General features: G+C 38.0%; 23 protein-coding genes. 18 read left to right on the top strand and 5 right to left on the bottom strand.

Annotated features, from left to right (window positions below; genetic code table 11):
• Nucleotides 1-68 precede the first annotated feature (68 nt).
• The gene (locus tag PVV59_RS06325) at nucleotides 69-1,235 is read right to left on the bottom strand and encodes a site-specific integrase (protein ID WP_273755324.1); all 1,167 of its coding nucleotides are present in this window, start codon (nucleotides 1,233-1,235) and stop codon (nucleotides 69-71) included.
• A 257-nt stretch (nucleotides 1,236-1,492) separates the two neighbouring features.
• On the opposite strand from PVV59_RS06325, the gene PVV59_RS06320 reads away from it, so the two are divergent.
• The 6 genes from PVV59_RS06320 to PVV59_RS06290 all read left to right on the top strand — a co-directional run bounded on the left by PVV59_RS06320 (nucleotide 1,493) and on the right by PVV59_RS06290 (nucleotide 5,161).
• Entirely contained in the window at nucleotides 1,493-1,750 is a 258-nt protein-coding gene (locus PVV59_RS06320; RefSeq protein WP_273755323.1) for a hypothetical protein, read from the top strand.
• Between the two features lie 9 nt (nucleotides 1,751-1,759).
• Nucleotides 1,760-2,089: a hypothetical protein gene (locus PVV59_RS06315; protein WP_273755322.1), complete on the top strand. Its 330-nt coding sequence runs from the start codon at nucleotides 1,760-1,762 to the stop codon at nucleotides 2,087-2,089.
• Between the two features lie 63 nt (nucleotides 2,090-2,152).
• On the top strand, nucleotides 2,153-2,815 hold the full coding sequence (locus tag PVV59_RS06310) for a lysozyme (protein WP_273755321.1): 663 nt from the start codon (nucleotides 2,153-2,155) through the stop codon (nucleotides 2,813-2,815).
• Nucleotides 2,812-3,039, top strand: coding sequence for a hypothetical protein (locus PVV59_RS06305; protein WP_273755320.1), 228 nt, complete (start codon nucleotides 2,812-2,814; stop codon nucleotides 3,037-3,039). Before PVV59_RS06310 ends, PVV59_RS06305 begins: the two co-directional genes overlap by 4 nt.
• A 116-nt stretch (nucleotides 3,040-3,155) precedes the next feature.
• Complete coding sequence (locus PVV59_RS06295; protein WP_273755318.1) at nucleotides 3,156-3,386, top strand: hypothetical protein; 231 nt, start codon at nucleotides 3,156-3,158, stop codon at nucleotides 3,384-3,386.
• A 383-nt stretch (nucleotides 3,387-3,769) separates the two neighbouring features.
• Nucleotides 3,770-5,161, top strand: coding sequence for an L-serine ammonia-lyase (locus PVV59_RS06290; protein ID WP_273755317.1), 1,392 nt, complete (start codon nucleotides 3,770-3,772; stop codon nucleotides 5,159-5,161).
• A gap of 1,681 nt (nucleotides 5,162-6,842) precedes the next feature.
• Here PVV59_RS06290 and PVV59_RS06285 read toward each other — a convergent pair.
• Both PVV59_RS06285 and PVV59_RS06280 read right to left on the bottom strand, forming a co-directional pair.
• Complete coding sequence (locus PVV59_RS06285) at nucleotides 6,843-7,121, bottom strand: hypothetical protein (protein ID WP_273755316.1); 279 nt, start codon at nucleotides 7,119-7,121, stop codon at nucleotides 6,843-6,845.
• Between the two features lie 32 nt (nucleotides 7,122-7,153).
• Complete coding sequence (locus tag PVV59_RS06280; RefSeq protein WP_273755315.1) at nucleotides 7,154-8,503, bottom strand: D-alanyl-D-alanine carboxypeptidase; 1,350 nt, start codon at nucleotides 8,501-8,503, stop codon at nucleotides 7,154-7,156.
• Between the two features lie 233 nt (nucleotides 8,504-8,736).
• Between PVV59_RS06280 and clpS the strand changes: the two genes are divergently transcribed.
• On the top strand, nucleotides 8,737-9,132 hold the full coding sequence (clpS, locus tag PVV59_RS06275) for an ATP-dependent Clp protease adapter ClpS (protein ID WP_273755314.1): 396 nt from the start codon (nucleotides 8,737-8,739) through the stop codon (nucleotides 9,130-9,132).
• 6 nt (nucleotides 9,133-9,138) lie between these two features.
• Entirely contained in the window at nucleotides 9,139-11,490 is a 2,352-nt protein-coding gene (clpA, locus tag PVV59_RS06270; RefSeq protein WP_273755313.1) for an ATP-dependent Clp protease ATP-binding subunit ClpA, read from the top strand.
• A 23-nt stretch (nucleotides 11,491-11,513) separates the two neighbouring features.
• Here the strand turns inward: clpA and PVV59_RS06265 are convergent, their stop codons facing one another.
• Together PVV59_RS06265 and PVV59_RS06260 are read right to left on the bottom strand one after the other, a co-directional pair.
• Nucleotides 11,514-11,936: an HIT family protein gene (locus PVV59_RS06265; RefSeq protein WP_273755312.1), complete on the bottom strand. Its 423-nt coding sequence runs from the start codon at nucleotides 11,934-11,936 to the stop codon at nucleotides 11,514-11,516.
• Between the two features lie 32 nt (nucleotides 11,937-11,968).
• Nucleotides 11,969-12,430, bottom strand: coding sequence for a RidA family protein (locus PVV59_RS06260; protein WP_273755311.1), 462 nt, complete (start codon nucleotides 12,428-12,430; stop codon nucleotides 11,969-11,971).
• A gap of 145 nt (nucleotides 12,431-12,575) precedes the next feature.
• Between PVV59_RS06260 and PVV59_RS06255 the strand changes: the two genes are divergently transcribed.
• From PVV59_RS06255 to fabZ, 10 genes are all read left to right on the top strand, one after another.
• A complete protein-coding gene (locus tag PVV59_RS06255; RefSeq protein ID WP_273755310.1) occupies nucleotides 12,576-13,412 on the top strand; it encodes a cell envelope integrity EipB family protein in 837 nt (278 codons plus the stop codon).
• Between the two features lie 167 nt (nucleotides 13,413-13,579).
• Nucleotides 13,580-14,359, top strand: coding sequence for a 30S ribosomal protein S2 (gene rpsB, locus PVV59_RS06250; protein WP_273755309.1), 780 nt, complete (start codon nucleotides 13,580-13,582; stop codon nucleotides 14,357-14,359).
• 102 nt (nucleotides 14,360-14,461) lie between these two features.
• Nucleotides 14,462-15,385 carry a translation elongation factor Ts gene (gene tsf, locus PVV59_RS06245; protein WP_273755308.1) on the top strand — a complete coding sequence of 308 codons (924 nt, stop codon included), beginning with the start codon at nucleotides 14,462-14,464 and terminating at the stop codon, nucleotides 15,383-15,385.
• A gap of 155 nt (nucleotides 15,386-15,540) precedes the next feature.
• A complete protein-coding gene (pyrH, locus tag PVV59_RS06240) occupies nucleotides 15,541-16,260 on the top strand; it encodes a UMP kinase (protein ID WP_273755307.1) in 720 nt (239 codons plus the stop codon).
• A 37-nt stretch (nucleotides 16,261-16,297) separates the two neighbouring features.
• Nucleotides 16,298-16,858, top strand: a complete 561-nt coding sequence (gene frr, locus PVV59_RS06235; protein WP_273755306.1) for a ribosome recycling factor — start codon at nucleotides 16,298-16,300, stop codon at nucleotides 16,856-16,858.
• 686 nt (nucleotides 16,859-17,544) lie between these two features.
• Nucleotides 17,545-18,360: a phosphatidate cytidylyltransferase gene (locus PVV59_RS06230; protein ID WP_273755305.1), complete on the top strand. Its 816-nt coding sequence runs from the start codon at nucleotides 17,545-17,547 to the stop codon at nucleotides 18,358-18,360.
• 15 nt (nucleotides 18,361-18,375) lie between these two features.
• A complete protein-coding gene (locus tag PVV59_RS06225; protein WP_273755304.1) occupies nucleotides 18,376-19,524 on the top strand; it encodes an RIP metalloprotease in 1,149 nt (382 codons plus the stop codon).
• Between the two features lie 204 nt (nucleotides 19,525-19,728).
• On the top strand, nucleotides 19,729-22,125 hold the full coding sequence (bamA, locus tag PVV59_RS06220; RefSeq protein ID WP_273755303.1) for an outer membrane protein assembly factor BamA: 2,397 nt from the start codon (nucleotides 19,729-19,731) through the stop codon (nucleotides 22,123-22,125).
• 65 nt (nucleotides 22,126-22,190) lie between these two features.
• The gene (gene lpxD, locus PVV59_RS06215) at nucleotides 22,191-23,237 is read left to right on the top strand and encodes a UDP-3-O-(3-hydroxymyristoyl)glucosamine N-acyltransferase (protein ID WP_273755302.1); all 1,047 of its coding nucleotides are present in this window, start codon (nucleotides 22,191-22,193) and stop codon (nucleotides 23,235-23,237) included.
• A gap of 1 nt (nucleotide 23,238) precedes the next feature.
• Nucleotides 23,239-23,706, top strand: coding sequence for a 3-hydroxyacyl-ACP dehydratase FabZ (gene fabZ / locus PVV59_RS06210; protein ID WP_273755301.1), 468 nt, complete (start codon nucleotides 23,239-23,241; stop codon nucleotides 23,704-23,706).
• Nucleotides 23,707-23,718: the final 12 nt, after the last annotated feature.

Genomic DNA, 23,718 nt, shown 5'->3' with positions numbered 1-23,718 from the left:
ATTGAGAAAGAATGAGAGAAGAGAGAGAGAAAGTTATCCACAGATAATGGGGTATTACACCCCATATCTTAAGCTTGACCTGTAACATAAGCCGCCCATTTATCCATATAGACACGGCGCTGTTCTAAATAGTCAGTACGACGATAGGCACGCTCTACTTTACCGCCCACTGTATGAGCTAGAATAGTTTCAGCGACCTCATAGGGGGCATCGGTTGTTTCAGCAAGCCAATTGCGTAAACTAGAACGAAATCCATGCGGGCAGGCAGCAAGTTTATTTTTTTTCATGTAAATAGACATGCAATTCTCAGCAAGGGGACCCCGACCGGTTCCAGATAAAAGGAAATCATTGCGAGAAAGCCCGCGTGCTTGTTTTAAAATTTCTAATGCTTCAGATGATAGAGGCACACGAAATTCTGTTGTAGCATCACGCCTTCCTTTCATATTTTCAGCAGGAATAGTCCATATATCCCCATCAATTTGATCTTCACGAATATGACATAAAGGAAAAGCACGAACACCTGTCAAAATAAGCAAACGCAAAGCTAAATTTGTCATGGTTGTTTTTTGACAAAGCGTTTTATAAAAAGCAGGAACATCTTTCCAATCCATGGCTGGAAAATTTTGTGTTTTATGGAGTTGTTTACCTAAGAGAGCGCGTGCTTTTTCTGTTGCTTGTAAATCAACATCCAAACCTAAGGCAGCCGCATGTTTAAGACACATATTGAGACGAATAAGAGCTCTATTAGCTGTTGCAGCTTTTGTATGCCAAATGGGAGCAAGGGTATTGCGTATCTCTATTTGCGTAATCTCAGAAACCGGCAGACAGCCTAATTTTGGTAAAATATGAAGTTTTAAAGGCGAAAACCAATCTCCATTTTTACCATCCCCTTTTAATTCAGCTTTACGACTTTCAAAAGCATCTAGTGCAATATCTTTTAAATAATGAAGACTGCTTATTGCTTCACGCTTTTGTTTATTACGCTCTTTAATAGGGTCACGACCCTCACGAAGAATAGAACGCCACCCCGTTGCCAATTCACGGGCTTGTTTTAAAGAGACATCTCTTAAGGCACCCAAACCCATTTCGCGACGACGTCCGTGAAGGGTATAACGATAAATCCATTGAGCACCCCCATCTTTACGCTTATGAAGAAGCAAGCCAGCACCATCATTATATTTGCCAGCCCCCAATGTTGCGACAGACCTTGCATTAAGACGGTTCATAAGAGCCATTTTTAAATCCTTTCTTATACAAATTTTATCCACACACTCATCCCACTTGTTATGTGCAAATGAGTGGTTTTGATTGATTCAAGATAAACAGCTTTGAAATGAGAGAATCTTACGGTGTTCGGGACTCTCATTCAATATGAATAACGCTAGATTATCATTATAAATCAATATGTTGTCATGAGCAGACGAGTATCCAAGGCAAGCAAGCGCCCTCTCCAAAGACTTCAGGAGGTCATGTTGATACAGCAAATCGTCGAATGATCTCGCATATAGGGTGTGAGGATGGTTGTGGTTATCTTTTGCAGTTTTTATCAGGAACTTTTGCGATGCAGATACAATCGAGTTCCACTTTGTGGACCAGTTTTACGACAGAATTGAATGTCTTGTCTGGTGGAGGGAGTTGGGAGGATATTACGAAGAGTGGTTCCTTTTATCGGAATGGTTTACATTCACGGAGTACTTCTGATGAGAAACTAGGAACTCGCGGTTGTAGCCGCCCGCGTCATTTTGTTTAGGAGGGATAGATGATAGATTATCCAGCGCATTTAAATACGAAGCAAGATTATTTAAACATGCTTTCTTTTGATAAGGAAGAAACGGTAAGACGTTTAGAGGTTCTTTTATCAACGCGTTTTTATTGGGTTTTAGTTAAGGAGCTAAATGAAGGAGAAGAGGGGGTAGAAGATGATACGCATAAGGTTTGTCTAACAACGCAAATGCCGTCTGATCAAAATGGTGAAATTGTAGCAAAGCGTTGTCAGTATGAATTACAGGAAAGCGAATATGCGCCGCTCTTTCATTTAGGCTTTAGCGTTGAAGAAGTCGAGCAGTTGATCAAAGAGCATAGCCAATAGAAGATTATAAAAGAAGATTTTAATCCAGCCCCACATCAGTGGGGCTTTTTTATGGAGGAACAGATGAGAAAGATATCGAGGGAAGGGTTAGAGCTTATCAAACAATGGGAAGGCTTGCGTTTAGAGGCTTATAGAGATTTAGCATGCGTTTGGACGATAGGGTATGGTCACACCAACAATGCCGGTCAACCGCTTGTCAAAAAAGGCATGCGTATTACGAAAGAGGAAGCAGAAAAAATCCTTTGTGAGGACTTAAAGCAATTTGAAAAGACGGTAGAGGAATCTGTAACAGTTTCGTTAACGGATAACCAATTCGCAGCTTTGGTGTCGTTTTGTTATAACGTAGGGACGAAAGCCTTTTGCAAGTCAACGTTGCTGAAGAAGCTTAATCAAGGGGATTATGAAGCTGTTCCCTTCGAGTTACAGAAATGGAATAAAGTGGGTGGCAAGCCTCTTGTAGGTTTAGCCAACCGTCGAGCCGCCGAAGCAGGGCTATGGGTAAAAGGGGCTTATGTTTCTTCGAATTATGAACGGGTAGAAACGCGTGATGCAACTGGTCTTTTAAAGATAGAAGCACTCGCGCCGATTATAGGGTCTTGTTCTGGGTTTGGAGGTTTTTTGGTAGGCAATGGACCGATCCAATGGGCGTTAGCAGGAATTATGGTTTTAGCGGCATGTACAGGACTAGTGATTGTTGCCAAGCGCTTTAAGGAGCAGCGCTTGTGATTTTTTGGTTCAAAAGAAATCTCTCTCTTCTGTTAACGGCTATAGCCGTTTTTTTTATGGCTTTAGGCAAAGCCTTTCAGCTTGGCAAGAAAAGTGAACGGCAAAAGCAGGTAGAAACAGCATTAAAGAGAGCGACAACCCGTTTTGAGGTTGAAAATGAAATTAATCAAAAAAGTGATGCTGATGTTCGTTCTGCTTTGTCTCGTTGGATGCGGGGTAAATAGGTCTGTTTCTTGTGTTGGTTGGTTACCCATTTATTTAGATAAGCAAGATCTGAACGCTCTCAGTCCCCATTTAGCAAGAGATATTTTGAAGCATAATCAACAGGGAGCACGTTTATGTGGGTGGCAAAATGAGTAGCAATCAAAGTAAGCGGGGAAAAGACCTTTCGGAAACAGAACAACGGTTGCTTCACGAGATGATAGAAACCTATCAAGGCTTAAAGATGATGTCACGTATTATGAAGTGGATTATCTTCATTATCTTTATCTTTGTAATGGATTTGTCGCGTTTCATCGATGCCATAGAAAATAGCTTCTCACACTTAAAAAAATGGATAACAAAAAGTTAGAGAAATTCGATCAAAAAAGAGGCGCCCTATAGAGGCATGTTGCAAAATCCTATTCCCTTACTTTTATTCACATATCCCCCACAGTAAAAAAGGCATGTGAATACAGTAAATTATAACTTTAAAAAAGGTTTATTAAATTCTAGTCTTGCATATTAACACTTATTTTATTACGCTTGAAAAGTTAGATGAATCTAGGAGCATTGTTCATTTTAAAGGTTGACTATGGAAAGCACTATAGAAAGAAAGTGTTGGGTGGTAGCAAGACGAGCAACATTCGTGTTTATTACTGTCATTTTTTTAGTTTATCTCATAATTTGATTTTAAATAGGATAAACCCTATAAAAAGCGTATGCTCACACCATACTACAGTTTTGAGGTGATGCGTGTTTTTGTCTGTTTTTGAACTTTTTAAAATTGGGATTGGTCCTTCTAGCTCACACACGATGGGCCCGATGATGGCTGCCAATATGTTTTTGCAAAAGATGCAAGGTCTTTCTCAGTTATCTGATATTCAAGTTTCTCGTATACGAGTTTATCTCTACGGTTCTTTAGCTTTTACGGGTATTGGTCATGCGACAGATAGGGCTATTGTGTTAGGACTTTTAGGAGAAAAGGCTTCTACTGTTGATCCTAATAATATGGAATTTCTGTTAGAAAAAGTTATCCGTGAAAAAAAAGTGCAACCAGAAGACCATCCCGCTTATCAGTTTAATTTGCAAAGTGATCTTATTTTTGAACGAAAAAAAATCTTACCTGGACATACGAATGGCCTCGCATTTGAGGGACTTGATACGGATGGGAATGTTCTGTTACGACAGATTTATTATTCTATCGGGGGGGGCTTTGTTGTGACTGAGGATGAATTAAGCCATATGAATGGTGATATACAACCAGAAGCATTTGAAGTACCATATCCCTTTCATTCTGCTCGTACAATGTTATCAATGGCAGAAAAATCTGGACTTTCTATTGCTGAAATGAAGCGCTTAAATGAAGAAACAAAGATTGAGCGTTCTTCTCTAGATGCAGGACTTGATGAAATTTTTTCAGCGATGAAAAATTGCATTGATAGAGGTCTTTCACAAGAAGGTGAGTTGCCTGGTGGATTACGTATTCAAAGGCGTGCTAAAAAGCTGCATGAAACGCTTTTGGAAAATCAAAAGAAAAATTTCAATTATCCACTTTGGGCAAATGATTGGCTTTCGGTATATGCTATGGCAGTCAATGAGGAAAATGCAGCGGGTGGTCGTGTTGTTACAGCCCCAACAAATGGGGCCGCTGGTGTTGTCCCTGCAGTTTTGCGTTACTATCTTCAGTTTAATGATAATTCAGATCAAGAGGGAATACATAATTTTCTATTGACAGCAGCAGCTATTGGCGGTGTTATCAAACATAATGCGTCTATTTCTGGTGCAGAAGTTGGGTGTCAAGGTGAAGTTGGAACGGCATCTTCAATGGCAGCGGCAGGGTTAACCGCTGCATTAGGGGGAACGCCGGCTCAAATTGAAAATGCAGCGGAAATAGCTCTTGAGCATCATTTGGGAATGACGTGTGATCCGGTTGCGGGTCTTGTACAAGTTCCTTGTATTGAGCGTAATGCAATGGGAGCGGTTAAGGCAGTAACGGCCTCTTCTCTGGCATTATATGGTAATGGGGAACATTTTGTTTCTCTTGATGCTTGTATAGAAACAATGCGTCAGACGGGTCTTGATATGAGTGAACGCTATAAAGAAACAAGTAAAGGTGGTCTTGCAGTCAATGCAATATCTTGTTAAAAGTGCGATCTCTTGTTAAGAGCTGTGATATTTTTCAATCCGTAACTGGACTCGTTGGGGAAGGATCATATTTGTTACTTCTTAAAAAATCTTATATTTTTTGTGGCTTATAAATCAAAATTCAAATTTAATTTAGCAGTATGCTTAAGATAAATTTGAGGCGGGTTTGTGCTTTATGAACGAGTAATAGCTTTTGCCTGCAAGATTGGAAGGAGAGTATTGCTTATATCTGTTTGATTTGTCTTTGAAATGGAAAAACAGTCTCATTAGAAAAAATAAATAAGTGTCGAGTAAAATAAGAAATCAATCTATCATTACTTTCTAGCTGGGTTTTATGATTTTTAAAGGTGGAGATCTTTTGGACAGCTGATATGGCAAAAAAACACCTTGAAAAGGAACTCTAATTTGCAATAATTAAAAAGGATTTTAGAAAATCTTATTCTCTAACTTTTATTTAAAATCTTGTACCGGTAAAAAATTAAAATAAATATTAGCATATATATTAAAAATATTTATCAAAATTTTCATAAAGAATAGAATGCAAGATAATAGGACATTATCGTGTTTCTCGTTCATGAATTTGTTTTAGATGAAGATTGTGATATCATTAAAAAATGTGATAAACAAAAGCGTGAGATAATGCATAATCTTTATTATTTAAAGGACATTGCTTCGGGTACTTTTAGAAAGTTGTAAAGCTTAATTAAAAGGAGATAGCGAGGCTTGGGATTAGTTTTTACCTTTAAAATTTCATATTCTTCTAAAGTTAAGTTTTCTATCTGTTTTAGAGATTATACAAATAGAAATAGGCGATACCTTTTCTTCCATTTAGCATATAAAAGTTGCAACAGAAGGAAAAACACTAAATCACCTGAATATTTGTCTCAAATATGCGATTGCTTTGGATTTGGATATTGATTTACAGGCAATAGGAAAAGCACAGGCTGTCTTAGCAAAACAACTCCATAGAACACAAAATCCACTAGCAATAAATTGAAGAAAAAAGGCTGCTTTTTATAAAAAACTTTGCCAAACAACGCATAACACATTTGATTTTACGTATATTTACTCTTACAGGTATTCGTACATATCATCCATTGCGTTATAGTTGTGATAATTAGATTAAAGCTGATTTATGGATAATCCCCTGCTGAAGGTGTAAAAGGTTGATGAGATGCTAAAGAAGAATTTCGTATATCTTTATCATTAGAAGCAATGAAAATAATTAAAAAGTCTGTTGCATATCTAAAAGTAAATTAATTTTTTTATCGATAGTCTTTGTATTTTTAAATTTTCTTTGTTTGTTGAAAGAAATAAAAGGACTTAGATTATTTTTTACAGCATTTATGTTGTAGAGGAATTCATTATTAAGAAGGATTTTCTTTATTGCACTTTTACAATAACCTTTAAAGTGATAAGCTTTCATCCCATGTGTGGGTCATTTTTTTAAGAAAGATATCAAGGATAATTTTGGCGACTAACTCAAAAAGTAGAAAAATTTGGTATTCTTTGTGTCCTTAAAAAATAGTTTGATTGGAAGCTTGAAGATATTGGATAATTGAAAAAGCCATCAACATAACTCCTACGACTTAAGAAAGAAGTATATCTATCAAAGAATTTTCTCAGACTGTAGATGATGGTGCAATAATAAAATAATTCTTTTTGAAAAAGATTTGTAGAATTAAATATTTGTTGCTCCTAGACGGATTTTAATAGGTACATTACCAGTTTGACTCGCAACACGTAAATGAATGCGTACAGGAGGCATCATGAGACGACGATTGCGCATTGTTTGGCAAATGAGAAGATTAACAAGGGATTTTGTATCTAATGCAGTTGAATTATATTTTAAACCAGTAAGTTTTGCTGCAGCATCGTGAAGGGAACGCAATGAAAGGAGGGATGATTGCTTCAATAATTTTTCTTTTTCATAAAATGAAGCAAAAGCATTATCTGTCATAACACTATCCTTAACGCAGAATTCAAAAACTTTTAGTAAGCTACAGTATAGCAGTTAAAATTTGCTTTCTTTAATGTAGAACAAGCATCAAATGCTGCTTTTTTTGATTGAAATCCTGTAAATCGGGCACGGTAATAACGCTGCCCATTTTTTTCAAACAGTTGCATATGTGAAGAGGCATTCTTTAAAGTAGAAAAAGCTGTATTTTTTGCTTTTAAAAGCAGAGTATTTGCCTGTGCTTTACTAGGAAGAGAACCAATTTGGATAGCCCATCCGGCATTTGTGGATAAAGAGGCGTTAACAATTTTATGAGTCTCAACCGGTATAGCTTTTTGAGGGTTAGGTATTGGTACAATGACCCTATTTACAGCCGTTATTGCGACATTGGAATTTTTAGGTTGTTCTGCAAATGCTGTCAACATAGTTGAAATTTCATCGTCAAAATTACTTGAATCAGTTTTAATGGTCGGTATAGGAGTTTTTGCGCCAGTGGGTAAGTGATAGTGTGCAGAAGCTATTAAACGTTTCCCACTTTTCATTTGGCTTGCTTTGGGCAAATATTGATTCAACAAGCTGGCCATGTGCTCATCACGTGCAGTAGATGATTTCCCTCCCATAACAACAGCAACAACAGAGCGGCCCTCAAGACGCATCGAAGTTGCTAAATTAGAACCTGACATTTGTGTGTAGCCTGTTTTAATTCCATCAACACCTTTCATTATTTTAACGAGTTTATTGTGGCTGTTAATCGTATGTCCACGGAAATTAAAACTTTTTATTTTGAACAATTTATATTGTTTTGGAAAATGTTTACGAAGAGCTAATGATAAAGTGGCAATATCTCGTGCCGTAGAATAATTATGCACATCCGGAAGTCCTGAAGCATTGGCAAAATGTGTATGTTTCATACCAAGTTTACGCGCTTTTGCTGTCATCATTCGAGCGAATTTTTTTTCACTCCCTCCAAGATATTCTGCAATGGCTGTAGCAACATCATTTGCAGATCTTGTAATGAGTGCTTTAGCAGCTGCTTCTGCAGAAATTGTTTGGCCTGCTTTAAATCCAATTTTTGTTGGTGGGCGCATTGCAGCGTAATGTGAAACAGGAATTGGAGTATTGGGTGTCACACGACCCATCTGCATAGATTCAAACAGTAGGTACAATGTCATCATTTTTGTTAAAGAAGCAGGATAACGTTTCAGTGTTGCATTGGCTTGAAAGAGAGTTTTCCCGGTCGTTGCATCTATAACAATAGCCGCATATTTATCAGGATAGGCTCCTTGGGGTGTTGCTGATGCCCAATAGCAAGAAAAAGCTAACATAACAAAAGAAATTGCTATCTTTCTATAGTAGCGCATAATTTTTTTATTATTAATATACACTTGCAGTATCCTATTTCTCCATTTACTCTGAAAAACTTCTATAAAACTTCCTTTTCTGTAACGTATTGATGCAGTTTAGACGAATGGTATTACTAATTTGTTTACAGTAGCTATTTTATGAGTGACTTAAATCTAACCATAGAAGGAAAGTCTTTATCTTATGCGAAAGAGCTATTGCAATAGTTTTGAAAGAACTTAAAATTAATGAGAAATTTGCTCTATGGAAAACAATAATGAAACAAACATTCATAATAAACTCTATATCTCATATTATGCATAACGAAGAACCTTGGATTATGCATAATAAAAAAGGCAAGAATTGGGATGAAGATAGGCATAGTGTGGTTATAATACCTAAGGCTAAGGTTAAACTACAAAAACCTAAATTATATCGCGTTCTTTTATTGAATGATGATTACACACCTATGGATTTTGTTGTTTTCGTCTTGAAGAACTTTTTTAAAAAAAGTTTAGAAGAGGCAACGCGGATTATGTTAAATGTTCATCACAATGGGATAGGCGAATGCGGAACTTATACTTATGAAGTTGCTGAAATGAAAATTGTACAAGTGAGGGAGTGTGCACGTCAAAATGAACATCCGTTACAATGTGTAATGGAATGGAAGTGAGGAGTTATGCCATCTTTTACACCTAGTCTTGAAGAGGTTTTGCATCGTGCATTAACAATTGCTGCTCAAGCGCGACATGAATATGCAACATTAGAGCATCTTCTCCTTGCGCTTTTAGATGATGCTGATGCAAATTCCGTTATTCAGGCATGTCAAGTAGATGTAGAGGAATTGCGCGAACGCTTAACCAACTATCTTCGCTCAGAGTTAGATGAACAGATTAGAGCTGGTGAGGATACAAAACCTACAGCTTTTTTCCAGCGTGTTATCCAACGTGCGGTGATACATGCTCAATCTGCTGGAAAAGATGAAGTATCAGGGGCAAATGTTCTTGTTGCAATTTTTTCTGAACGTGAAAGCCATGCTGCTTATTTTCTTCAAGAGATGGGAATGACACGCTATGATGCTGTACGTTTTATTTCTCATGGTATTACGCGTGATGATGGATTATCCATGTTACTTGAAGGACTTGACGAGCAATTAGATCAGCAGATTTCAGACAATGGTGAAAGGGTAACGAGTGCTTTAACAGGTTATTGTATTGATCTCAATTGTAAAGCACGGAATGGGAAAATTGATTTATTAATTGGCCGCGAAAAAGAAATTTCGCGCATGATTCAAATTTTATGTCGAAGATCGAAAAATAATCCTCTTTTGGTTGGTGATCCTGGAGTAGGGAAAACCGCGATCATTGAGGGATTAGCAAAGCGTATTGTTGATGGACAAGTGCCCGAAGTTTTATCAAATGCAACGATATTTTCTCTTGATATGGGCGGACTTGTTGCTGGTACACGTTATCGCGGTGATTTTGAAGAACGATTAAAGCAAGTTATTAAAGAATTTGAGCTGTATCCAGATGCTATTTTATTTATTGATGAAATTCATACCTTAATTGGAGCAGGGGCAACATTAGGGGGAAATATGGATGCAGCAAATCTTTTAAAACCAGCATTATCTTCTGGCTCTATGCGATGTATTGGCTCAACAACTTACAGAGAATATCGAAAATTCTTTGAACAGGATCGTGCTTTAGAGCGTCGTTTTCAGAAGGTTGATATTAATGAACCCTCTGTTCCTGATACAATTAAGATTTTGCAGGGGATGAAGCCTTACTTTGAAGATTTTCATCAGATCAAATATACAGATCAGGCGATGAAGGCATCTGTAGAATTATCTTCACGCTATATGGTTGATCGCAGATTACCCGACAAAGCAATTGATATTATTGATGAAAGTGGTGCAGCGCAAAAGCTTTTGCCACAAAAACAGCGCAAAAAGACTATAGGTGTTAAAGAAATTGAAGCGACTATTGCTACAATTGCAAGGATTCCACCCAAAACAGTTTCGCGGAATGATCAGAAGATATTGAGTAAGCTTGAGAGAGAACTCAAGCATGTTGTTTATGGGCAAGATCAGGCAATTACCGCCTTAGTTTCATCTATAAAATTGGCGCGAGCAGGTTTACGCGAACCAGATAAACCGATAGGAAGTTATTTATTTTCAGGACCAACCGGGGTTGGAAAAACTGAAGTTGCAAAACAGCTTGCATCATCTTTAGGCATTGATCTCTTACGTTTTGATATGTCAGAATATATGGAACGGCATACAGTAGCTCGCTTAATCGGTGCTCCTCCAGGCTATATAGGCTTTGATCAAGGAGGTCTCCTTACAGATGCAGTTGATCAGAAGCCTCACGCAGTCCTATTGCTCGATGAGATTGAGAAAGCCCATCCAGAGTTATTTAATATTTTATTGCAGATCATGGATTATGGTCGATTAACAGACCATAACGGCAAGAAAATTGATTTCCGCAATATTATTTTGATTATGACAACCAATGCTGGTGCTTCAGATATGGCAAAATCAGCGATTGGATTTGGGAAAGTTCATCGTGATGGTGAGGATATAGAAGCAATCAATCGGTTATTTACACCAGAATTTCGTAATCGATTAGACTCAATTATTCCGTTTGCACCTTTATCTCACTTAACTATCAATCAGATCGTGCAAAAATTTATTTTTCAGCTTGAAGCACAATTAGCTGATCGGGGGATCTGTTTTGAATTAAGTTCTTCTGCAGCTTTATGGCTTTCCAATAAAGGATATGATTCTCAGATGGGAGCACGCCCATTAGGACGTATTATACAAGAATATATCAAAAAGCCATTAGCAGATGAAATTTTATTTGGAAAATTACGCAATGGCGGCATTGTTCGCGTATTGACACAAAAGTCAAATGGCGAAAAAGAAAGATTACAGCTAAAAATTTTCTCTTCCGATCTATCTGTTGGCTCAAAGAAAAGTAAAATGAAGAATTTTACACCAAAGCATATAGGAAAGAAAAGCACAGCATCTTAAAAACATGTTACCAAGAGGGTCTATTATAGAGCAGCACGAATTTTTTTGGCATTCTCTTCAAGTATTTCTGTAGGCGTTATCACTTCATTATGAGGGGTAAGTTCTATTCCTTCCATACGTGGTATAATATGGAAATGGAGATGATAAACGGTTTGTTGACTAGCTGCTTCATTAAATTGCATAATTGTTATGCCATCGGCTTGAAAGGCTTTTTTGACGGCATTGGCGATTTTTTGAACCGCTTTAATAACAGGAAATAATGTTTCAGTATCGGCATCAAGCAAATTTCTAGAGCCTTTTTTAGGAATGACCAGCGTATGACCTGGCGCTTGTGGCATGATATCCATGAATCCAATCACCTCATCATCTTCGTAAACACGAACAGAAGGGATTTCATTACGAATTAATTTAGCAAAAATATTGTTATCGTCATAAGCTTGCTTCATACAATTATTTCCTTTTATTGTAAGTTTAGGATTTAAATTTCTATGATGGCTTCAACTTCTACAGGAACATCCATAGGCAGAGAGGCAACACCGATAGCAGAACGGGCATGTTTCCCAATTTCACCAAGAATATTGACAAATAAATCAGAAGCTCCATTGGCGACAAAAGGGATATCGGTAAAATGAGAATCGACAGCCACAAAAACAGTAATTTTTACTACGCGTTTTATTCTATTGAGATCACCCAGAGTTGCTTTGAGTTGAGCGAGAATATTGAGAGCACAAGCTTCAGATGCTTGTTTGGCTTGTTCGACATTCACAGCAGCACCAACTTTACCGATAGCGATAGGTTTTCCATTTATAAGAGGGAGCTGTCCAGAAATAAAGAGTTGATTGCCACTTTGTGAAGTTGCGATGTAATTAGCAAGGGGTTGCGTTGCTGCAGGAAGAGTGATTCCGAACTTTTCTAAGTTTTTTTCAATCACATTGGTCATAATTTAAACTCCATAGCTATTCTATAAACATATCATTGCATAACCTATTTTTTGATTAAAGGAAATGTGTGGTTAATTGAGAAATTAGCCTTTTTTGCCTTATTGTATAGTGTTATGCAATGGGAATAAAGTTTGGAAGTTGGGAATGATTAGAGCATTATTTATAATAATTTTATATATTGTTTTTTTCTGTACGGCGAGAGCTGAAGAGCCTATTTTTATTGTGCCTCATCGAGCAATTTATGATTTTCAGCTCGATAATGTTTCTCATGAAATGACAATTTCTGGGATGTCAGGGCGAATGGTTTACGAACTTACTGGTTCTCCATGCCAAGGCTATAGCACACGTTTTCGTTTCATTAGTCGTCTTCATGTTGAAGATATGCCGGTCCGTTTAACGGATCAACAGACGACGAGTTATGAAACAGGAGATAGCCGTATTTTTCGTTTTAATGTTACTGATCAAGAAGGGGAAGAAATTGTGCATCGTGCTGAAGGGGTCGCGAAGCGAACGGGAGATGGTATTACAGTTACCTTAAAAAAGCCAAAGGAAAAAGAGTATAAGCTTGCAATGGCTGAATTTCCAATAATGCAGCTAAAGAATATTATTCGCCATGCAAAAGCGGGAGATCGTTTTTATAATGTCACTGTCTTTGATGGGACAAATAAAGCAGATAAAGTTATAAAAGAAAGTATCGTCATCGGGGAAAAGAAAGCGCTTTTATCTGATAACGAGACGGAAAAAATGAAAAAATTGGATGAAGAAGAATATTGGCCTGTTACAATCTCTTATTTTGATGATGGTGAAAATAAAGATGGTTTACCGATTTATCAGAGCAGTTTTCTTTTACATGAGAATGGTGTCATGCGTGATTTTCATATGGATTATGGAACTTTTTCAGTAAGCGCAAAATTGAACAGTCTTGAATTCCTTGAACTTGGAAAAGATCTTGATCAATGTGAAAATGCAAATATTAAATGATTGAAGAAAATAACTTGAAAAAGAATCAAATATTAGTATGTTTGCGCTATTCCGCACGCGGAGTTTGGGTGTTTGTAGATAATCTGTGAGGAAAGTCTAGCAAACATCCGCCGGTAGTAGGTTTTCCTGCTTTTTCCGCGGAGGTTAAACCGGAAAGGATAAGATTTATGGCACTACCCGATTTTACAATGCACCAGCTTTTAGAAGCAGGTGTGCATTTTGGTCACCAGACTCATCGCTGGAATCCCAAGATGACCCCCTATATTTATGGTCAGCGTAATAATATTCATATTATTGATCTTGCTCAGACCGTTCCACTTTTACATCAAGCGCTTAAACTTGTTTCAGACACTGTTGCGCGTGGTGGTCGTATTCTCTTTGTTGGTACAAAACGGCAGGCATCTGAAATTATCGCTGATGCAGCGAATCGTTCTGCTCAATATTATGTTAATGCGCGTTGGCTTGGCGGTATGCTGACGAATTGGAAAACGATTTCCAATTCGATACATCGTTTGCGAAAGCTTGATAAAATTCTTGCTGCTGAAGCACAAGGCTTTACTAAAAAGGAACGTTTAAATCTTGAACGTGATCGTGAAAAGCTTAATCGTGCGCTTGGTGGCATTAAAGATATGGGGTCTGTCCCAGATCTTATCTTTGTTATCGATACAAATAAAGAAAATATTGCACTCCAAGAAGCAAAACGTTTAAACATTCCAGTGATTGCTATTATTGATACCAATTGTGATCCTGATGATGTAACATATCCAATCCCAGGAAATGACGATGCTTCACGTGCGATTTCTCTTTATTGCGATCTTTTTGCGCGTGCTGCTCTTGATGGTATTGCACGCCAGCAGGGTGCAATGGGTGTTGATTTAGGAGCTCAAGTTGATGCACCAGTGGAGCCTATTTTGGAAGAAAATATGGTTTCAGCAGTTTCTGAGTAATATAAAACGCCTAATTAAGGTACTTTTATTATCTAAAGAAGAAGTTATGGGCGTGCAGAGGAAATTTGCACGTTTTCACTGTTACAGAATGAAGAGGCAAATATGAGCGTTACTGCTGCACAAGTAAAAGAACTTCGAGAATTATCTGGCGCCGGGATGATGGACTGTAAAGCCGCTCTAGCAGAAACCAATGGTGATATGGAAGCTGCTGTTGATTGGCTTCGTAAAAAAGGGATAGCGAAAGCAGATAAAAAGGCTAGTCGTACAGCAGCTGAGGGGTTAATTGGAGTCGCATCAAAAGATTCACATGCAGTTTTGGTTGAGATTAATTCTGAAACAGATTTTGTTGCACGCAATGATGGATTCCAAGACATTGTGCGCAAAGTAGCAACTGCAGCTTTGGATACGCCAGGTGATGTTGAATCTGTTTCTGTTTCTCTTTATCCAGGCACTGAGAAGAGTGTAGAGCTTGCAATTAAAGATGCAATTGGTACAATTGGCGAAAATATGACGTTTCGTCGTTCTGCTAAATTGTCTGTTGAGAATGGTGTTATTGCGACTTATATACATAATAGTGTGGCTGATGGGCTTGGAAAACTTGGTGTTTTGGTTGCAATCGAAACAACAGGAAATAAAGAAGCAGCTCTTGCTTTTGGTCGGCAGGTTGCAATGCATATTGCGGCAACCAGTCCATTAGCACTTACAGCACAAGATGTTGATGCTGGTGCCATTGAGCGTGAAAAAGCAATTTTTTCAGATCAAGCACGTCAGTCTGGAAAACCTGAAAATATCATTGAAAAAATGGTGGAAGGGCGTATGCGTAAGTTTTTTGAAGAGGTTGTCTTACTTTCTCAAGCTTTTGTTATGAACCCTGATATGACCGTTGAGGCTGCTTTAAAGGATGCTGAGAAATCAATTGGTGCTCCAGTAAAAATCACAGCCTTTGTTCGTTTTGCACTCGGCGAAGGTGTAGAAAAAGAGGAGTCTGATTTTGCTGCAGAAGTTGCGGCAGCAGCAAAAGGCTAGTTATTGCAAACTTTTGATAAGAGATTTAAAATCATCATTGTTTTTAGAAGCTCTGCTGAAAACGATGTAATTGTTGTGAGGGCGTCACGTGAAAAAAAGTGGTGCCCTTCGTGGTGTCAAAAGCAAAAAGTAAATGTGCTTTTGGGAGATTATGAATGGCATTAGCACTTCCGTATAAACGTATTCTTTTAAAGGCTTCTGGTGAAGCTCTTATGGGGGGACAAAGTTTTGGCATTGATGTTTCTGTTGTCGACCGTATTGCCGCTGATATTGCAGAAGTGCGCGCAATGGGGATAGAAGTTGCGGTTGTTATCGGTGGGGGAAATATTTTTCGTGGCGTTGCTGTTGCTTCACGTGGTGGAGATCGCGTGACAGGTGATCATATGGGAATGCTTGCAACTGCTATTAATTCTTTAGCATTGCGAACATCATTGACAAAATTAGGGGTTGAAGCTGTTGTACTGTCTGCGATTGCGATGCCACAAATTTGTGAAAGTTTTTCGCAACGTAAAGCAATAGCTTATATGAATCAGGGAAAAGTTGTTATTTTCGCAGGCGGTACGGGAAACCCATTTTTTACCACTGATTCTGCTGCGACTTTACGTGCAGCAGAAATTGGTGCGGACGTTCTTCTTAAAGGAACACAAGTCGATGGTATTTATTCAGCAGATCCCAAAATAGACCCTACAGCTAAGCGTTTTGACCAATTAACACATGTTGAAATTTTGCAATGGGGATTATCGGTTATGGATTCAACGGCGGTCACTTTAGCCCGTGAGAACAATGTACCGATAATTGTGTATTCCATTCATGAAAAAGGCGGTTTAGCTAAGGTCTTGAATGGAACAGGACGCTTTACAATGGTATCGGAGTAAGGTTAAGCTTCAAAGGACAATTGAAGGAGACAGAAATATGAATGTTGCATCAATTATGGATGATTTGAAACGTCGCATGGATGGCGCTATTACGGCTTTTAAACATGAATTAGGTGGCTTGCGAACAGGACGGGCATCAGCGAGTTTATTAGAACCGTTGACCGTTGAATCTTATGGTTCTGTTGTACACATTAATCAGGTTGCTAATATTTCTGTTCCCGAACCTCGGATGCTTTCTGTTTCTGTATGGGATAAAACGATGGTAGGAGCTGTCGAACGCGCTATTCGCGATTCTGGTCTTGGTTTAAATCCCATAACTGATGGTACGAATTTACGTATTCCTTTGCCTGAATTGAATGAAGAGCGCCGTAAAGAACTTGTAAAAATTGCGCATCACTATGCGGAGCAAGCGCGTGTTGCAACCCGTCATGTTCGTCGTGATGGTATGGACAATTTGAAAAAGTTAGAAAAAGATGGTGAAATTGGACAAGATGAAGCCCATAGTTTATCCGAAAAAGTTCAAAAACTCACAGATGAAACCATTGCTGATATTGATAAAATTTTAGTTGTGAAAGAATCTGAGATTATGCACGTTTAAGCCTTTTTGCTAGGAAAATATTTTATTCTCAGCGTGTAAATTATTTTTATGGATAAGGGTAGGGAATCATGTGCCTTGTGATAGCAAGGTGTGATGCAAGGGAGCTATTCGATCACCTTTATAGGGAAAAGATTGATTTTAAAGGGTTTATACTTTTATTCTTTAATCTGTGAGTGAAGTCTTTTCTTTACTGGAGGTATTACTAAATCGCATGATGAGAAACATTATGAGGGATGACTCAAATATTCTAAGATGAGTTTGAGATAATATAGCACAAAAATAATACCTTACTATTACCATCCATTATAAAACATGTGCGCAGGGTGATCGGACAAGCCGATGTTATGGGGCGTAATTCGTTTTTAATGATGAAGAATTAATAGAGGAGCTCTTTTATACGAAAAAAACTCTAAGTTAATTTATGCAGGGTTTAGATAACCACTCTCTCATTTTATGTTTAAGAAAATCTTTGAAAATTTATTTTAAGATTAATCTAAATAAGGGAGATTTTTGATCTGTTTTCATTGATTATTCGCTGTATAAGCGCTATCTTGGTAAACTAAACCACTTATGATAAATTATAAGAGAGATTTGCACAAGTGTGAAATAAAAATACTGGGTAGGGAAGTTTTTCTTGAATCAATTTTAGAGGTTGTATTTTCTATTTTTATTGTTTGGATGTTGTCTTGTCTAATTTGGTTTATCGTGTTCTAACGGCTTTTGTGTTTGGCGTTATTGCTTTGTATCTAACATGGTTGGGAGGGACCACTTTTTTTCTGTTTGCATGGTGTATCGGCGGTTTTATTCTTTATGAGTGGATGAATATTACTCAAGAGAAGTGGTGTGTTTTACAAAAGATATTAGCAGGTATTTTTTATTTTCTCTTTAGCTTTTTTTTAGTGTTGAATATATCTGCTTCATTGATTTTTAGTGTTTTAATCGTGTTGGCTGCAGTATTGGCTATTATATCTATAAAAAACAGTGGTTGGGTTTTTTGTGGTTTTTTATATGCATCTTTTCCTGTTGTGGCTTTATGCTTTTTACGGGATCATGAGATGTTGGGGTTCCAAGTCGTTATTTTCTTATTTACGATAGTATGGGGAACCGATATTGGTGGATATTTTATTGGACGTGCATTAGGGGGGCCTAAATTAGCACCACAATTTTCTCCTAATAAAACATGGTCAGGAGCACTTGGTGGTACATTTGTCGGCGTTTTTGGTGGTATATGGGTTGCTTTTGGATTTTTTGATATAAATTTAGCAAGTTTTTTTGTGCCGCTTCTTACGCTTGTTTTGTCAATTGTTTCACAATTGAGTGATTTAGGACAATCATGGCTTAAAAGACGATTTTCTGTTAAAGACTCCGGTTCTTTATTACCTGGACATGGTGGTTTTATGGATCGTATGGATGGATTGGTAGGAGCAACTTGCCTTCTTTATTTAATTGGTTCATTGATGTCTGATATGAATGCACCTTTTAATCTTTTTAGTATGATTTAATGGGGAGAAAATATTTTGGGACTTTTAAATCATATGGTTACTATGGGTGATCTTCTTTTAAGAAGTTTGAGTATTCTTTTCATCATTGTGCTTATCATTTTTGTGCATGAACTTGGGCATTATCTCATTGGTCGGTGGTGTGGTATTAAGGCATTAGTTTTTTCTCTTGGATTTGGACCACAAATAGCTAGTTATATAGATAAGCATGGTACGAAATGGCGTTTTGCACTTATCCCTTTAGGGGGGTATGTAAAGTTTGTTGGGGAGGAGGATAAAAACGAGGCGCTATTATCACCATCATCTCCGGTTATTGATGGTTCGTTTGCCAGGGCGCATGCTTGGAAAAAAGCAGCAACTGTTTTTGCTGGTCCCTTTTTCAATGCTCTTTTTACTATTGTTATTCTAACGTTTCTTTTCTTTATTTATGGTCGTGTCGCCATTGAACCCGTTGTTGGTTCTTTAGTAAAAGAGAGCCCTGCTATTCAGTCCGGTTTGGAATTAGGGGACCGTTTTGTTGAAATGGATGGTCGACGGGTTGAAAGTTTTGAAGATTTGATGAATTATGTAGCTTTTCATGGAAGAGAACCAATAGAGTTTAAAATAGAACGCATGGGGCGCGTATTTACAACAGTCATTACCCCAAAAGTCATTGAGCGAGATGATGGGTTTGGGAATCGAACACAAAGTACTATGATCGGTGTAGGTGTTCCTGTTGATTTAAATAATCCTGCACGTTTAGATCCAACTTATATAAAACATATTCGCTATAGTTTTGTAACAGCTATAGGAGAAGCTTTAAACCGTACTGCGTTCATTGCTACTCAAACTGTTCTTTTTATGAGCCGTTTAATCGGAGGCAAAGAAGATCGTTGTCGGCTAAGTGGGCCTTCTAAAACCGTAAAAATTGCTTGGAAAGTGAGCGAGACAGGTTTTATCTCTTTATTGAATTTGGCCGCTTTTCTTTCAATGAGCGTTGGGCTTATTAACCTTTTTCCGATTCTACCGCTTGATGGTGGGCATCTTTTATTTCATGTCATTGAGGTCATTACTGGGAGAAAAATATCCACTAAAATTCAGGGGATTTTTTTTCGTTTAGGTTTTTCTCTTCTTCTCCTATTTATGATTTTTGTCTTCTTTAATGATTATTTTTGTTGGTTTAGCTAATTAAATTATGGAAAACGCTTTGTAAATTGGGTAATAATAGCAAAAATAAATTGAAGGTTGTTTACCATGTCTGCAAAATATTGTGGCATTGTACATTATAATGAGTAATTAAGGGATGAAAAGTCTCGCTGTAAAAAGATTGTTATGGCAGTTAGCTTTTTAAGGCATCGTGTCCAAGGAACAAGAGTAAGGTGAAAAAAGCCAATGACTACGAATTCAAAGTTTTTAAATGCAGCATCTGTGTTGGTGTTAAAGATGGGGATGATTGCCCCAGCAACGGTTTTTATGTCAATTGCTGCGGTTGGGGAAATACAAGCATCTGTAGTCCGTTCTATTGAGGTTCGTGGAAATAAGTTTGTAAGTTCTCAGGCGATTCGGGACAATATGGGCATTAGGGCTGGACAAGGGATTTCCAGTGGTGATGTTGATCATGCTGTGAAGAATCTTTTCGAATTAGGTTTATTTTATGATGTTAAAATAAATCAAGTAGGTGATAAATTGGTTGTATTCGTAAAAGAATATGAGGTTGTTAATCAAATATTATTTCAGGGAAATAAATCTTTTAAAGACCCAGATCTTAAACGGTTTATTTCTTTAAAGCCAAATGAACCTTTTAATTCTGCTAAGCTTTCTGCTGATATAAATACAATTCGTGAAGCTTATAAAACTCTAGGTCGTAATAATATCACTGTTAACGTTCAAACGATTAACCTTGGAAAAGGGCGTGTTAATGTGGTGTTTAATGTTGTTGAAGGACAAAAAACAAAGATTAGAGATATCACTTTTAAGGGAAATACTGTATTTGCAAGCCGCCGGTTGCGTGATGTGATTTCAACAAAATCTTCAGGAATTTTTTCGAAGTTGTTGGGAGGTGATGTTTACAGCGAAGAGCGCCTTGCTGCGGATGAAGAAGCTTTACGGCGCTTTTATTATAATCGTGGTTATGCAGATTTTCGTGTTGTCTCTTCTAAGGCAACTTTTGATGCTGCAAGCAATACGTATAAGATTTCGTTCGTTCTTGATGAAGGACCGCGCTATAAAATTAGTGATATTCAGGTTGAAAGTGATGTTGATGGGATTGACGTTCAATCTGTGAAGGGCAAGCTTAAAACTCAGCCAGGTAATGTTTATAGTGCAGAAGATATTGAACAGTCTGTTGCTATTATTAATAATAGGGTTGCTGATTCAGGATATGCTTTTGCTAAAGTTGAGCCGCGGGGAAACCGTAATTTAGCAAATCATACGATTTCAATTTTATATAATATTGAACAAGGTACGCGTGCATATATTCAGCGTATTGATATACGGGGCAATGAGAAAACGCGTGATTACGTCATTCGTCGTGAGATCGATTTAAATGAAGGGGATGCTTACAATCAGACTTTATTACAGCGGGCGAAACGTCGTCTAGAAAGTTTAGGCTTCTTCAAAGCCGTTAATATTTCAATGGTTCCCACTGAGCAATCTGACCAGGTTATTTTGGTGATAGATGTCGTTGAAGCTTCAACAGGAGATCTCTCTCTTTCTGGAGGTTATACAACGGGGGGAACAAGCCCTGGTATGTCACTTGAAGTCTCTGTTACTGAGCGTAATCTTGGAGGACGTGGTCAGTACGTTCGTTTAGGGTTAGGAGCGGGGCAAGAGAAATCCCGTAATTATAATTTATCATTTGTTGATCCTTATTTCTTAGGGTACCGCTTATCGGCTGGCGTTGATGTTTTTCGCAGCACTTATCGTGCTGATAAAGCCTATGATGTACGGCAGACAGGAGGATCACTACGGTTTTCGTTGCCTATTAATAATCAATTATCTGCGAATGTTGCTTATTCTTATGTGCAAGAAGAATATGATTTTGGCGGAGAGTATGATTTCAACAAAGAGAGTGATATAATAGAGTTATATGGGAAATATTCTGGTGCGATTGTTCAAGCAGCTAAGCAGAGTCCTTGGAAACGCTCATCGATTAGTTATGGTTTAACCTATAATACGATTGATGATATGAGAAACCCTCATGATGGATGGTATGTGCATCTTCTTCAGGAGTATGCAGGACTTGGCGGGAGTGCAAAGTTCTTGAAAACCACGGGTAAGGCGATGATGTACAAGACTCTTTCTGATCAGAAGGATATTGTTGGTTTACTTTCCTTTGGCGGTGGTTATATCCATGAAATAGGCAAAGAGGGTGTTCGTATTTTCGATATGTTTAAAGCAAATACTGATATGATCCGAGGGTTCAAATATAATGGAATAGGTCCTCGTCAGGTTTCCAGTAAGGGTGAAGTTTATTTCTTAGGGGGAACGACATATATGAATGCGACTGCTGAAGTACAGTTTCCTATTCCTGTTGTGCCTGAAGGATTTGGATTGCGCGGTGCTTTATTTGCGGATGTTGCTACGCTCTATGGCAATAATTATAAAGCCGTTTTTAAGGGTGAACCACCTGTTACCCATACTAAAAGTGCTTGGCGCTCATCTGCAGGTGTGAGTTTGATGTGGGATTCTCCGTTTGGTCCTTTGCGTTTTGATTATGCTTGGCCAATAACAAAGCAGGAGGGTGATCGTTTGCAGCAATTGAATTTTGGTATTTCTACGAAGTTTTGATTTGTGTGGTTTTAAGAAGGAAAAACTTGAAGAGAATAACTTAAGCTGGCAGAGAAAGTTTTTTGATGGCGGATAGATTTTTTTTTACGCCGTCCCGGCAATTGACAGTTGCAAATATTGCTGAGTTGACGGGTGCAAAGCTTCTTAATCCAGAGTTTTCTCATAAAGTTATTAATACTCTTTCTTCGCTTGAGAGTGCTGTGGAAGGCTCTCTTATTTTTGTGGAGCATCGCAAATTTTCTGATGCTCTACGAGATAGTTCTGCTGTTGCTGTTTTTTGTACGAATGATATTGTTTTTAAAGTTCCTGACACGATGGCAATTTTGGTGACATCCACACCGCAGCGTGATTTTGCTCATGTTGGTCGTATTTTGTTTCCTGATTCTGTCAAGCCAATGCCTTGGTTAGGACAGAAAGAGATTTCACCGCATGCACATATTCATCCAACAGCTAAGTTTGCCCATGATGTGTGTATTGAAGCGGGAGCTGTTATCGGTAGAAATGTTGAGATTGGTGAAGGAACTCTTATTTCATCCACAGCTGTCATTGGTGAAAATTGCCGTATTGGACGTGACTGCTATATTGCTCCTAAAGTAACCGTTCAATGTTCCTTAATAGGTGATAGGGTTCAGCTTTATCCTGGTGTTTGCCTTGGGCAAGATGGCTTTGGTTATGTTGGGGGAAAAGCTGGAATTGAGAAAATTCCACAACTTGGTCGCGTTATTATTGAGGATGGTGTGGAAATTGGTGCGAATACTACGGTTGATCGAGGGACATTTCAAGATACTGTTATTGGAGAAGGAAGTAAGATTGATAATCTTGTACAAATTGCCCACAATGTAAAAATTGGTCGTTATTGCCTTATTGCCGCTCAATGTGGAATTGCGGGGAGTACATCGATAGGGGACATGTCTCAGCTTGGCGGAGGGGTTGGAGTAGCGGATCATATCGTAATAGGTAAATGTGTTCAGATTGCTGGTCGTAGTGGCGTTATGAATGATATTCCGGATGGTGAAAAATGGGGAGGAAGCCCAGCACGACCATTTAAACAATGGTTTCGTGAAGTGGCGACGTTGCGCAGTATGGGAAAAGTTAAAAAGGAGAAAAGCTGAGATGATCAGCACTGAAGGAACTAGAGATTTAGAGGCTGTTGATATTGAAAAACTGCTATCAATATTACCGCATCGTTATCCATTTTTATTGATCGATCGTATCGTTGATATTAATGGTGAACAAGAAGCGATTGGTATTAAAAATATAACGATTAACGAACCGCATTTTACGGGACATTTTCCTGCAAAACCTGTTATGCCTGGAGTTTTGATTTTAGAAGCTATGGCCCAAACAGCTGGAGCAATAGCACTTTTAAATTTAGGCAATCAGAAAACAAATTTAGTTTACCTTATGACGGTTGATAATGCGAAATTTCGTAAACCTGTTATGCCTGGTGATCAGCTCAAAATTCATGTTCAGCTTTTGAAAAAGAGATCTGGTATGAGGCGTTTTTCATGTGTTGCAAAAGTAGAAGATGTCCGCGTCGCTGAAGCAGAAATTGCTGCGATGATTGTTGAAGAAGAATAAACGATATTTGAT

It is taken from the genome of Bartonella sp. MM73XJBT.G (assembly GCF_028618435.1).
Taxonomy (GTDB): Bacteria; Pseudomonadota; Alphaproteobacteria; order Rhizobiales; family Rhizobiaceae; genus Bartonella.
Note: the sequence above shows the minus strand (reverse complement) of the source record. Positions and strands in the feature narration are given on the sequence as shown.

What these genes read in the sequence shown, in the direction of transcription:
- PVV59_RS06325 (WP_273755324.1), bottom strand. Translation starts at nt 1,235, where the DNA reads ATGGCTCTTATGAACCGTCTTAATGCAAGGTCTGTCGCAACATTGGGG.
- PVV59_RS06320 (WP_273755323.1), top strand. Translation starts at nt 1,493, where the DNA reads ATGATCTCGCATATAGGGTGTGAGGATGGTTGTGGTTATCTTTTGCAG.
- PVV59_RS06315 (WP_273755322.1), top strand. Translation starts at nt 1,760, where the DNA reads ATGATAGATTATCCAGCGCATTTAAATACGAAGCAAGATTATTTAAAC.
- PVV59_RS06310 (WP_273755321.1), top strand. Translation starts at nt 2,153, where the DNA reads ATGAGAAAGATATCGAGGGAAGGGTTAGAGCTTATCAAACAATGGGAA.
- PVV59_RS06285 (WP_273755316.1), bottom strand. Translation starts at nt 7,121, where the DNA reads ATGACAGATAATGCTTTTGCTTCATTTTATGAAAAAGAAAAATTATTG.
- clpS (WP_273755314.1), top strand. Translation starts at nt 8,737, where the DNA reads ATGAAACAAACATTCATAATAAACTCTATATCTCATATTATGCATAAC.
- clpA (WP_273755313.1), top strand. Translation starts at nt 9,139, where the DNA reads ATGCCATCTTTTACACCTAGTCTTGAAGAGGTTTTGCATCGTGCATTA.
- PVV59_RS06265 (WP_273755312.1), bottom strand. Translation starts at nt 11,936, where the DNA reads ATGAAGCAAGCTTATGACGATAACAATATTTTTGCTAAATTAATTCGT.
- PVV59_RS06260 (WP_273755311.1), bottom strand. Translation starts at nt 12,430, where the DNA reads ATGACCAATGTGATTGAAAAAAACTTAGAAAAGTTCGGAATCACTCTT.
- PVV59_RS06255 (WP_273755310.1), top strand. Translation starts at nt 12,576, where the DNA reads ATGATTAGAGCATTATTTATAATAATTTTATATATTGTTTTTTTCTGT.
- rpsB (WP_273755309.1), top strand. Translation starts at nt 13,580, where the DNA reads ATGGCACTACCCGATTTTACAATGCACCAGCTTTTAGAAGCAGGTGTG.
- tsf (WP_273755308.1), top strand. Translation starts at nt 14,462, where the DNA reads ATGAGCGTTACTGCTGCACAAGTAAAAGAACTTCGAGAATTATCTGGC.
- pyrH (WP_273755307.1), top strand. Translation starts at nt 15,541, where the DNA reads ATGGCATTAGCACTTCCGTATAAACGTATTCTTTTAAAGGCTTCTGGT.
- frr (WP_273755306.1), top strand. Translation starts at nt 16,298, where the DNA reads ATGAATGTTGCATCAATTATGGATGATTTGAAACGTCGCATGGATGGC.
- bamA (WP_273755303.1), top strand. Translation starts at nt 19,729, where the DNA reads ATGACTACGAATTCAAAGTTTTTAAATGCAGCATCTGTGTTGGTGTTA.
- lpxD (WP_273755302.1), top strand. Translation starts at nt 22,191, where the DNA reads ATGGCGGATAGATTTTTTTTTACGCCGTCCCGGCAATTGACAGTTGCA.
- fabZ (WP_273755301.1), top strand. Translation starts at nt 23,239, where the DNA reads ATGATCAGCACTGAAGGAACTAGAGATTTAGAGGCTGTTGATATTGAA.